The 11571-nt window shown below is 66.2% G+C and carries 10 protein-coding genes; 7 read left to right on the forward strand and 3 right to left on the reverse strand.

Annotation, left to right across the window (positions count from 1 at the left end):
* Window positions 1–40 precede the first annotated feature (40 nt).
* On the forward strand, window positions 41–1174 hold the full coding sequence (gene dnaJ / locus QZT63_RS12060) for a molecular chaperone DnaJ (RefSeq protein WP_290651512.1): 1134 nt from the start codon (window positions 41–43) through the stop codon (window positions 1172–1174).
* A gap of 49 nt (window positions 1175–1223) precedes the next feature.
* Window positions 1224–2036 carry a 4-hydroxy-tetrahydrodipicolinate reductase gene (gene dapB / locus QZT63_RS12065; protein WP_290651514.1) on the forward strand — a complete coding sequence of 271 codons (813 nt, stop codon included), beginning with the start codon at window positions 1224–1226 and terminating at the stop codon, window positions 2034–2036.
* 134 nt (window positions 2037–2170) lie between these two features.
* On the opposite strand, the gene QZT63_RS12070 is transcribed toward dapB, so the two are convergent.
* Window positions 2171–4345, reverse strand: a complete 2175-nt coding sequence (locus QZT63_RS12070; protein WP_290651516.1) for a malate synthase G — start codon at window positions 4343–4345, stop codon at window positions 2171–2173.
* 157 nt (window positions 4346–4502) lie between these two features.
* Window positions 4503–5102 carry a transcriptional repressor LexA gene (gene lexA, locus QZT63_RS12075; protein WP_290651518.1) on the reverse strand — a complete coding sequence of 200 codons (600 nt, stop codon included), beginning with the start codon at window positions 5100–5102 and terminating at the stop codon, window positions 4503–4505.
* Between the two features lie 73 nt (window positions 5103–5175).
* Here lexA and QZT63_RS12080 point away from each other — a divergent pair, with 73 nt between their 5' ends.
* Both QZT63_RS12080 and QZT63_RS12085 read left to right on the forward strand, forming a co-directional pair.
* Window positions 5176–7572: a DEAD/DEAH box helicase gene (locus QZT63_RS12080; RefSeq protein WP_290651519.1), complete on the forward strand. Its 2397-nt coding sequence runs from the start codon at window positions 5176–5178 to the stop codon at window positions 7570–7572.
* The gene (locus QZT63_RS12085) at window positions 7562–8806 is read left to right on the forward strand and encodes a ribonuclease H-like domain-containing protein (protein ID WP_290651521.1); all 1245 of its coding nucleotides are present in this window, start codon (window positions 7562–7564) and stop codon (window positions 8804–8806) included. Before QZT63_RS12080 ends, QZT63_RS12085 begins: the two co-directional genes overlap by 11 nt.
* Window positions 8807–8831: 25 nt before the next feature.
* On the opposite strand, the gene QZT63_RS12090 is transcribed toward QZT63_RS12085, so the two are convergent.
* Entirely contained in the window at window positions 8832–9176 is a 345-nt protein-coding gene (locus QZT63_RS12090) for a hypothetical protein (RefSeq protein ID WP_290651523.1), read from the reverse strand.
* A 53-nt stretch (window positions 9177–9229) separates the two neighbouring features.
* On the opposite strand from QZT63_RS12090, the gene QZT63_RS12095 reads away from it, so the two are divergent.
* From QZT63_RS12095 to QZT63_RS12105, 3 genes are all read left to right on the forward strand, one after another.
* Window positions 9230–9985: a hypothetical protein gene (locus QZT63_RS12095; protein ID WP_290651525.1), complete on the forward strand. Its 756-nt coding sequence runs from the start codon at window positions 9230–9232 to the stop codon at window positions 9983–9985.
* 12 nt (window positions 9986–9997) lie between these two features.
* Window positions 9998–10249 carry a YkgJ family cysteine cluster protein gene (locus QZT63_RS12100; protein ID WP_290651527.1) on the forward strand — a complete coding sequence of 84 codons (252 nt, stop codon included), beginning with the start codon at window positions 9998–10000 and terminating at the stop codon, window positions 10247–10249.
* Window positions 10246–11571, forward strand: a 1326-nt coding sequence (locus QZT63_RS12105; RefSeq protein WP_290651529.1) for a tRNA(Met) cytidine acetyltransferase TmcA domain-containing protein, incomplete at its 3' end; no start/stop codon positions are given. The genes QZT63_RS12100 and QZT63_RS12105, both read left to right, overlap by 4 nt.

Genomic DNA, 11571 nt, shown 5'->3' on the forward strand with positions numbered 1-11571 from the left:
TTCGCCGGCGCCGGCGAATCTAGCAGGGGACGAGTCGATCATGGCGCAGCGTGATTACTACGAGATTCTGGGGCTGCAGAAAAACGCCTCCGATGACGAGATCAAGAAGGCGTACCGGAAACTCGCCATGAAGTACCACCCGGACCGGAACCCCGGGGATAAGGACGCGGAAGTCCATTTCAAGGAAGCCAAGAACGCCTACGAAGTGCTCGCCGATCCGCAGAAGCGCGCGGCCTACGACCAGTTTGGCCATGCCGGAGTCGAAGGTGGCTTTGGCGGCGCCGGCGGGCGCAGTGCGGGCGGAGCCAACTTTTCGGATATCTTCTCCGACGTGTTCGGCGACATCTTCGGCGCTGGCGGGCGTGCGGGCAGTCGCGTGTTCCGCGGGGCTGACCTGCGCTACAACCTGGAACTCACGCTCGAAGAGGCGGTGTTCGGCAAGGAGGCCGTGCTCAATATCCCGACCTGGCGCAAGTGTGATGCATGCGACGGGCAGGGCCAGGCGAGTGGTAAAGAACCGGATACCTGTCCCACATGCCACGGCCATGGCGATGTGCGTGTGCAGCAGGGCTTTTTCTCCATTCAGCAGACCTGCCCCAGCTGCGGCGGCATGGGGGTCGTGATCACTGACCCCTGCGGCACCTGTGGCGGTGACGGACGCGTCCAGGAGGCCAAGGAACTCAACGTCAAGATCCCTCCCGGGGTGGATACGGGGGACCGGATTCGCCTCTCCGGTGAGGGTGAGCCGGGCGAGCGCGGGGGGCCGCCGGGGGATCTCTACGTGGAGGTGCTGGTCAAGGAGCACCCCATCTTCACCCGCGACGGCGCGAATCTCCATTGCAATGTCCCCATCAATGTTGTGACAGCGGCGCTCGGCGGCGAGCTGGAAGTCCCAACACTGGAAGGGCGCGTCAATCTGCGCGTTCCCCCCGGCACACAGACCGGCAAGACGTTCCGCATTCGCGGCAAGGGCGTCAAACCCGTACGCGGCGGGTCTCAGGGGGATCTATTCTGCCGCGTCACCGTTGAGACGCCCATCAACCTCACGCGGGAGCAAAAGGAGCTGCTGCAGCGCTTCGGGGAAACCTTGGACGAAGGTGGTCGCAGGCATAATCCGGAGGGCAGTTCCTGGCTTGATAAGGCGAAGCGATTCTTTGAAGAGCTGAAATTCTGAGACCGTGGGGCCCAATTCTGAATCAGGTGGAGCGTGAGAGGAGCACGGCATGGCGATTCGAATCGGGGTGTGTGGGGCCGCAGGGCGCATGGGGCGCAATCTCGTCGAGGCGGTCGGCGAGCATTCCGATCTCCAGCTCTCCGCCGCATTGGTACGCCCGGGAGCGTCATTGGCGGGGACCGACGCCGGCGAACTCGCTGGACAAGGCCGGCTTGGTGTGGCTCTAGACGATGATCTGCCGGGTGCGCTCGCGCAAATCGACGTGCTCATCGATTTCACCCTGCCGGAAGCGACGGTCGCGAATGTCGAAGCCTGCGCCGATGCCGGGGTTCCCATGGTCATCGGCACAACGGGGCTGGATGCCGCCCAGAAGGCACGGGTGCGGCAGGGCGCCGAGCACATCGCCGTGGTGCACGCGGCCAACTACAGCGTCGGCATCAACCTTACCCTGAGCTTGCTGGCCACTGCCGCCAGCGCGCTGGGCGACGATTACGACGTCGAGGTGGTCGAAGCCCACCACCGCCACAAGATCGATGCGCCGTCCGGCACGGCGCTGCGTATGGGCGAGGTGCTCGCCGGCGCCCTGGGGCGTAATCTCAATGATTGCGCCGTTTTCGGTCGTGAGGGGCGTACCGGCGAGCGCGACAGCAATACCATTGGCTTCGAGACCATCCGCGGCGGCGACGTGGTCGGCGATCACACGGTCATGTTCCTCGGCCTCGGCGAGCGCATGGAAATCACCCACCGCGCCAGCAGCCGCATGACGTTCGCCCGCGGCGCCGCGCGCAGCGCCGTGTGGGTGCACGGCCGCGCTCCGGGCCTCTACGACATGGAAGACGTACTCGGGCTGCGCAAGGGTTAGGGCATCAGCGCGCCCTCCGATTCGCCGCGGCGGCAGACGAAGAATGGGTGGATAAGCGAAGCGTATCCACCGTCAAACCACCCGCGCCGCAGGCGCACCACCTGAAAGCCACCGCCCCACGCGCAGCCCGTGGATTACCGGCCGTACTTGGCCTTCGCCTCCTGACGCCGCCGGTGCAGGACCGGCTCGGTGTAGCCGCTGGGCTGCTCGCGGCCCTTGAAGACCAGATCGCAAGCAGCATGAAACGCCACGCTGTCCTCGAAGTTCGGCGCCATGTTGCGGTACGTGGGGTCACCGGCGTTCTGGCGGTCCACCACCTCGGCCATGCGCTTCATGGTGTCCATGACCTGGGCCTCCGAGGCGATGCCGTGATAGAGCCAGTTGGCAATATGCTGGCTGGAGATCCGCAACGTGGCGCGGTCTTCCATGAGGCCCACATCGTTGATGTCCGGCACCTTCGAGCAGCCGACGCCATGTTCGACCCAGCGCACCACGTAACCGAGGATGCCCTGGGAGTTGTTGTCCAGTTCCTGCTGGATTTCCTCGGCGGACCAGGACGGGTTGGTCTCCACGGGCACGGTGAGCAGATCGTCCAGGCTCGCGCGCGGCCGGTTCTTGATCTCGGCCTGCACGGCGTGGACGTCGACCTGATGGTAGTGAATGGCGTGCAGCGTGGCCGCCGTGGGCGAGGGCACCCACGCCGTGTTGGCACCCGCCTTGGGATGGCCGATCTTGGTCTCAATCATTTCCTTCATGCGGTCTGGCTTCGGCCACATGCCTTTGCCGATCTGCGCATGGCCTTTGAGGCCGCATTCCAGGCCGATATCGACGTTCCAGTCCTCGTAGGCCTTGATCCAGGGCTCGCCCTTGATGTCATCCTTGCGCTTGAAGGGGCCCATCTCCATGGAGGTATGGATCTCGTCGCCGGTGCGGTCCAGGAACCCGGTGTTGATGAAGATCACCCGGTCCTTGGCCTGGCGCAGACACTCCTTGAGATTGACTGTGGTCCGCCGCTCCTCGTCCATGACGCCGATCTTGAGGGTGTTGCGCGCCAACCCCAGGGCGTCCTCCACGCGGTTGAGGATCTCGCAGCCGAAGGCAACCTCGTCGGGGCCGTGCATCTTCGGCTTGACGATGTACATGCTGCCGGCGCGTGAATTGCTCAGCGTGCCGAGCCCCTTGAGGTCATGCACAGCGCCCAGGGCCGTCATCATCGCGTCGAGCATGCCCTCGGGGATCTCGTTGCCGTCCTTGTCGAGCACCGCCGGGTTGGTCATCAGATGGCCGACGTTGCGTACCAGCATGAGCGCGCGCCCGTGCAGCGTCAGGGAACCACCGTTGGGCGTGGTGTACTGGCGGTCGGGGTTGAGCTCGCGGGTGAATGTCTTGCCGCCTTTTTCCATTTTTTCCTGCAGCTCGCCCCGCATCAGTCCCAGCCAGTTGCGGTAGACGAGCGTCTTGTCCTCGGCGTCCACTGCGGCCACGGAGTCCTCGCAGTCCATTATTGCTGTCATCGCGGATTCAATCACCACGTCCTTGACGCCGGCGGCGTGATCCTTGCCGACGGGGTCGCTGCCGTCGATCTGGATTTCCAGATGCAGACCGTGACGGTTGAGGAGTACGGCGCTGGGAGCGTTGGCGTCGCTCCGATAGCCGACCAGCTGCGCCGGATCTTTCAGGCCGGTCTCCCCGCTGGACGTGCGCACCGCAAGCTTGCCGTCCTTGATTGCGTAGGCGGTGGCATCGGCATGGCTGCCTTGTGCCAGCGGCGCGGCATCGTCGAGCACACGGGCGGCGTGCTTGACCACTTCGGCGCCGCGCTTGGGGTTGTAACTTGTGCCTTTTTCCAGACCGCCGTCCTCGGGAATGATGTCGGTGCCGTAAAAGGCGTCGTACAGGCTGCCCCAGCGGGCATTGCCGGCGTTGAGCGCGAAGCGTGCATTGCTGATGGGCACGACCAGCTGCGGCCCCGCTACTTGGGCAATCTCCGGGTCCACATTCTTGGTGGTCACCTGGAAGGTGTCGCCCTCCGGCAGGAGGTAGCCGATGTCTTGGAGAAACTGCTTGTAGGCGGAGTGGTCGTGCGGCTGGCCCTTGTGTTCCCGGTACCAGTTGTCCATCTGCTCCTGGATGCGGTCGCGCTTGTCGAGAAGCTCGCGATTGCGCGGACCGAGCTCATTGACCATGGATTCCAGGGCACTCCATACGGCGGACGCTTCCACGCCGGTCCCCCGGGTTAACTCGTTGGCGACCAGATCGTGCAGTTCCTTTGCAACCTGAAGCCCCCCCTCCTGCACTCGTTTGGTCATGTTACGACTCCTCGCCTTGGTCTTGATCCGGGCTGCAATTGGGAGACGGTGGTCACCGGCGCGGCCCGGAATGTTAGGTTTCGCGCGACATCACGGTGCGTATGTTACCCGATCGTGCGCATCGATTCATGCCTCGCCGGTGACCGTTGCCGAGGGCTCAATAACGCCGCATCTGTCCCACCACCACGCCCTGGATGCGTACGCGCCCTGGGTGGTAGTCCAGCGGGGCGTACGCGGCGTTGGCCGGATGCAGCCGGACGACGCCCGGGCGTTGCTCAATGCGTTTCAGGGTCGCCTCCTCGTCGTCCACCAGGGCAACGACGACTTCACCGTTGCGGGCGTGGTCGCGTTGCTCCACGACCACCCAGTCGCCGTCTAGGATGCCGTCGTCGCTCATGGAATCGCCTCGCACCTCGAGGACATAGCACGGCCCCTGCGTGCGCAGGGCGGCGGGAACCTGTATGCGGCTGTCGTGTGTGACGGCCTCGATCGGGCGTCCGGCTGCAATGCGGCCGAGCAAAGGCAGGCCATCCTCGTCGGGTATTGCCGCCTGTGTGAGTCGCACGCCCCGGTGCTGGCCGCCCATGGGTTCCACCAGCCCGGCGGCCACCAGCGCCCGAATGTGCTTGTGCAGTGAGCCACGCGAGCGCAGCCCCATGTCCCGGCAGATGGTATCGAGCGTTGGGGCGTGCTCCTCGGCCGCGCAGCCGCGGAGGTAGTCGAGGAGGTCTTGTTGGCGCGGGGTCAGGGATCGCATGCACTGGAGCGTTTCATCTTGTCGGTTCTCTCTTTGTTCTCTACAGTACCAGGGAGAACAAAAGGAGAACAGGATGGCCGCCTCCCACGCCGTAGCGGAACCCGCACTGGAACCGGTTCGCCTACTGGTGAGCCGCCTGCAACGGAAATACGCAGGCCGAATCACCGGGCAGCTGGTGATACCGGCTCGGGAGGCACGCTACGCCGACATGCCCGATGGCCTGGACGCGGCGTTGCGCGGCGCGCTCAAAGCCCGCGGTATCAGCCGATTATACAGCCACCAGCGGCAAGCCTGGGAGGCCATCCGCGCCCGGCAGCACACGGTGGTGGTCACGCCAACGGCCTCGGGCAAATCCCTGTGCTACAACCTGCCCGTGCTTCAGAGCGCGATGGCCGAGGGCGGCAAGGCGTTGTATCTCTTCCCCACCAAAGCCCTGTCGCAGGATCAGGTGGCCGAGCTCACGGAGCTCAACCAGGCCGGTGGGCTAGGCGTGCGGGCGTATACCTTCGACGGCGACACACCCGGGGATGCCCGCAAGGCCGTGCGCACCCGGGGCGATATCGTCGTTACCAATCCGGACATGCTGCACAAGGGCGTCTTGCCCCATCACACCAAGTGGGCACAGTTTTTTGAGAGCCTCCGGTACGTGGTCATCGACGAGACGCATACCTACCGTGGCGTGTTTGGCTCCCACGTGGCCAACGTCATGCGGCGGCTGCGCCGGGTCTGTCGTTTCTATGGCGCTGATCCGGTGTTCATTCTGTCGTCGGCCACGATCGCCAATCCCGGGGAGCTGGCGGCGGAGCTGGTGGGCGAGCGCGTGACTGCCATTACCGACAGTGGAGCACCGGCAGGGGAGAGGCAGCTGCTGTTGTGGAATCCACCGGTGATCAACCCTGAGCTCGGGATTCGCGCCTCCTCCCGTTCCCAGAGCACGCGCATTGCACGCATGGCTGTGCGCGCGGGGCTCAAGTCTATCGTCTTCGCCCGCAGCCGGCTCATGGTCGAGGTGATCACCAAGTACCTGAAGGATGTCTTCGACAGCGATCCACGCAAGCCCACGCGGGTGGCGGCGTATCGCGGCGGCTACTTGCCCGGCGAACGGCGGGAGACGGAGCGAGCGTTGCGGGCCGGGAAGGTCGACTGTGTTGTCGCCACCTCCGCGCTGGAGCTCGGCGTTGATATCGGTGCCCTGGATGTGTGTGTGCTCGACGGCTATCCGGGTACCATCGCGGCCACCTGGCAGCGCCTGGGGCGTGCCGGTCGTCGCAATCGCACGGCGCTGGGCGTGCTGGTGGCCTCCAGCCAGCCGTTGGATCAATACATTGTGCGCAATCCCGATTTCTTCCTCGGCGCCTCGCCGGAACACGCCCGGATCGATCCGGATCAGCTGCTGATTCTGCTGGATCACGTTCGCTGCGCAGCCTTCGAGCTGCCGTTTCGCCAGGGCGAGTGCTTTGGAGGCGCGAACGTGGAAGCGCTGCTCGCTTATCTGGAAGAGCAGGGCGTGCTCCATCGTGAGGGCGATCGCTGGCACTGGACGGAGGACAGCTACCCCGCTAACAGCGTCAGTCTGCGCTCCGTGGCGGAGGGGAATTTCGTGGTCGTCGATGTCACGCACGGCGGGCAGCGGATCGTCGCCGAGGTGGACTACTCGAGCGCGGCAGAAACGCTCTACGAGGGGGCCATTTACCTGATCCAGGCGAGCCCGTACCAAGTCGAGACCCTGGACTGGGAGGGTCGCAAGGCCTGGGTGCGCCAGACCCGCGCGGACTATTACACCGACGCCATCGAGTACACACGGCTCAAGGTGCTGGAGAGCTTCGAGAGTGCGCAGGGGGAACGCTCCCAGGCCGCCAACGGCGAAGTGCACCTGGTGCGCCGCATCCCCGGGTTCAAGAAAATCCGCTACTACACCCACGAGAATATCGGCTACGGCAACATCAACCTGCCGGACCAGGAGATGCACACCACCGCCGTCTGGTGGGAGGTGCGGCCAGACGCACTGGCTTGGGCCTTCCCGAGCCGCCAGGAAGCGCTGGACGGCTTTCTGGGCGCCGCCCACGCCATGCATCATGTGGCGGCACTGCGGGTGATGTCTGAGCCCGCCGATCTCGGCCGGGCCGTGGGGGACGGCAATGCCCGCTGGTTTGCGACCATCGGCCCCGCCGGACGCGGGCAGATTCGAAGCTTCAACAACGGCGTCATGGATCCGCAGCAGGAGCAGCGTTTCCGCCCGGCTGTATTCCTGTATGACAACTACCCGGGCGGTGTGGGCTTGTCGGCGCCCCTCTACGAGCAGCGTCAGACCGTGGTGGATGCCGCCCGGGCACTTGTTGCCGCGTGCGGCTGCCAGTTCGGCTGTCCCGGTTGTATTGGTCCCATTCTGGCCGCGGACGAGCAGCGGGGCTTCTCGCCGCGGGCAGCGGCTTTGCGGGTGCTGGAGCTGTTGAGCGGTGATGGACCTTAAGACGCGTTTGCACACCCTGCGTGAGCAGGCTGGCGCCGCAGCGCCGGGTACGCGTGCAGGGAAACCCGACGGGGAGAAAAGCCCCAGCAGCGCCGGGCTGCAGCAGCGGCTTGCCCGGATGCGGGCTGCTGGAGCGCCTGTTCGCCAGCCGGGTGTGGGTGGCGCTGATCCAGCGGCCCTGGCTGCGGAGTTGGGTGCCGAGCAGGTGGCGCCAGGGGTTTTGTGCATAGACCAAGACCAGGGTCTGGGTGAGTTCCATGGGGCTGTGGCGTTACCGGACCCTGGGTCTCGGGTCCGGGTTCCGGGGCTGCCGGATGTGTCCCTGGGTGAGCTGGCTTTTGTCGACACGGAAGCCAGCGGCCTTGCCGGGGGCACGGGGACACTCGCATTCAATGTCGGCCTTGTCCGCTGGCACGACGGCCGCTGGTGCACGCGGCAGTATCTGCTCACCGGCTTCGCGGGTGAGGCCGCGATGCTAACCGCGCTGGCGGATGACCTCCGTGAGCCGGGCGGACTGGTGACCTACAACGGCAGCAGCTTCGATTTGCCCCTGCTGCGCGATCGATACCGCCTGAATGCTTGGCGCGAAGCACCGCTGCCGGGGCAGCATTTGGATCTGTTGCATCCGCTGCGGCGGTTGTACCGCCGCCAATGGCCCGATTGCCGGCTGGCCACGGCCGAGGCCCGGTTGCTGGGGCTCAGGCGCACCGACGATTTGCCGGGCAGCCAGGTGCCGACCGTGTGGTTTGACTGGATCCACCGGGGTGAGGGGCGACGCATGGCCGATGTCCTGCGTCACAACCGGCTGGATGTTCGCTCGTTACTGGCGCTGATTTCCCTGCTCGCAGGCGTTGTGCGCGAGCCGGAATCGCTCGGAGCAGACCCGCTGGGCGCCGCCAGAATCTGGTGCCGGCACGGGCACGAGGAGCGTGCTCTGCATATTCTTGATGCGGCAAACGAGCTGAGTGGCCCGGGCCTGCTTGAGCTGGCGCGGCTGTGGCGGCGTGTCGGCCGGATCGACGATGCCGTGGCGATCTGGGAGCGGCTGGCGAGCGAAGGCTGTCCGCATTCCCTCGAGCAGTTGGCGAAATTTCACGAGCACGTCCGCGGTGATCTGCGAACGGCGCTGGCGCTCACTGAGCGCCTGCCCGCCGGGGATGCCACTGAACGTCGCCGCACCCGGCTGCGGCGACGCCAAAAGGCAGACCAGGATGGCTGCGGTTCGACCCGGTAGACGCCCCACCGCGACCGACCCCTCGTCAGCCGCGCTCCTCAATGTAGACCAGGGTCATGCCTGAGTCCTGGAGTGCGTCCGCGATTGCGGCGCGTTCGGGTTGTTCGTCGCTGCGCACGGCGATACGGTTGCGGTCAGGGATCACCGAGAGGATTTCCAGGTTGTCGATGTCTCTGAGTCCGCCCGCCGCGTTCCACGCGCGCCCGATGCCCGATGGCATTCCACGCACCACGAGCTCGTAGACTTGCTCGGGCGCGTCCTGCGCCGTGTCGGGGCTGGCATCCGGGTCGTCGGCCTCCGGGGCTTGCGCGAATGCGTGACCGGATACGGCGAGCAGGGTACTCAGTAGCAGGACTCGCAGTGCATTCATGGAACGATCCTCCGCTCTGATGGGTTCGCCTACTGTCTCATAATCGGTCGGCCATGATGGATTTCAATGCTGATGGTAGTACACCGCGGCAGCGCCTCGGCTTGCATGCGGCAACGGCGGGTTGGTCGAGTGCGCCGAGGGCTATTGGTGTGGTGGGTATCTGTGTGGTTGTGGCCTTGGCGGTGGGATGTGCCGCCCATGAGCCAGCAGCGCAGGGGAGGCCGGCTGATGTCGCGTTGCCGGAAGCGGCGCCCACAGCGCCGGGCGTGCTGGTGCATGTCTACGACTGTGCTGACGGCGAACGGTTGGTGACCCGGGGCGCCGGGCGTGAGCAGCTGGAGCTGCATCGGGACGGCGACGAACTGGCCATGGAGTCGGTCCCGGCGGATGGCGATCTGGCCTATCAGGGCGAAGGCGTAAGCTGGGAGGTCGTTGGTGGCGAGGGCCGGCTGACCCTTGGCGATGGCACACGCGTGCGCTGCGGCGAGAGCCCTGGCGCCGTCGTTTGGGAAGAGGCTCGTTTGCGCGGCGTGGAGTACCGTGCGCAGGGCTATGATCACTCGTGGGAACTGGAGGTCAAAGACGGGGCACTGACGTTTCGTGCCCGCGAGCGCGAGGGGAGCTTGAACGCCGACCGCGTGATCTGGACAGACGACGGCGCGCAGCTGAGGGCCGAGACGGCTGATGCCAACGTGCGCGTGGAAATGCTGGATCTGGAGTGTGACAACGCGGATGCGGGCCTGGGCCTGGAGCAGGTTCGCGTCACCGTTAACGACCGTTTGCTGGAAGGCTGCGGCCGCGCCATGTGAGGATGTCCACCAATGCACTGCCGAAGCGGCTGCGGCGCATGCTGTGTCGCCCCCTCCATCTCATCGCCGTTGCCGGGCATGCCCCACGGTAAGCCGGCGGGTGTTCCCTGCATTCACCTCACCGTGGATTATCGCTGCGGTTTGTTCGGGCAGCCCGAACGGCCGGCCGTGTGCGTGCAGTTTCAGGCCACGGCAAGCCTGTGTGGCACCAGCCGTAGGGAGGCCTTCGATCGCTTGCAGCAGCTGGAGGCCGCAACCGCGTGAGGCGCTCGGAGACAATCTCGGCTGCCGCGGCCTGCGCCACCCGCCTGCAGGCCGAGGCCCGGGCAGCCGGGTACAGGCGGCTCATCATGATCAGTGGCGAGGCACGCTGGGGGCGGCGTGTCGCCGAAGCCATGCTCGCCGCCGCCTATGGATCCCTGCATGAGGTGCTTTGGGCGGCGTTGGCGCCGCCTCCCAGTACCAGGCCCTGTGCGCCGGATGGGCTGGTCCAAGTGCTTGGCAGCGAGGCGGCAGCCCTAGTTTTAGACACACACGACGGCCTGGACCCCGACGGGCTGGGGGCTGGAATGGGCACCGTCCGCGCCGGCGGGCTGGTACTCGTGCTCACGCCGCCGCTTGCCGATTGGCCGGGGACCACGGATCCCCAGGCGCAACGCCTTGCCGTTGACGGCTGGGGCATTGAGGCCGTCGGGCATCGGTTTATCCAACGCCTGCAGCGGGTTCTGACGGCGGACCCGCTCACGGTCATCATCGAGCAATCCGGGCCAACGCCGGAACCGCAGCCGTTACCCGTCGGCGTTCAGGGGCCGGTCCCCAATGATCCTGACTGCGTCACCAGCGACCAGGCCCAGGCCGTAGACGCTGTGCTGCGCGCGGCCACCGGCCACCGCCGGCGGCCGACGGTGCTGACCGCGGACCGGGGGCGCGGGAAGTCCGCCGCCCTCGGCATCGCCGCGGCGCGCTACCTGCAGTCGCGCGGCGGCACCGTCGTGGTGACCGGGCCCCGCCGGGCGGCGGTGGAGGCCGTGCTGCGTCATGCGGCACTTTGCCTCGGTCAGTCGATCAGGCGCGCCCGGGTCGATGCCGGGGGCGGTGCGTCCATTCGATTCCTGCTGCCGGAGGAAATAGCGCGCTGTGAGCCGGCGCCCGCGCTGGTCCTCGTTGACGAAGCCGCCGCCCTGTCGGCCGCCTTGCTGGGGGACTTGCTGCGGCGTTACAGCCGCATCGTCTTCGCCACCACCATCCATGGTTACGAAGGCACCGGCCGTGGGTTTGTGTTGCGCTTCCAGCCCACGCTGGAGACGGAATCCCCGCGCTGGCGTCATGTGGCGCTCAGGGAGCCCATCCGCTGGCGCGCGGGTGATCCGGTCGAAGCCCTGGTGTTTCGGGCGCTCTTGCTGGATGCGGAGCTGCCGGCTATTGATGCCCCGCGTGTGGCGCCGCAGCAGACCCGGCTGCAAATCGTGGACCGAGATGCCCTGGCACGCGACGAACCATTGCTGCGGGATGTCTTCGGGTTACTGATCCACGCACACTATCGCACCCGCCCGCTGGACCTGCGCAATCTCCTCGATGGCCCCAAT

It is taken from the genome of Aquisalimonas sp. (genome assembly GCF_007120195.1).
Taxonomy (GTDB): Bacteria; Pseudomonadota; Gammaproteobacteria; order Nitrococcales; family Aquisalimonadaceae; genus Aquisalimonas.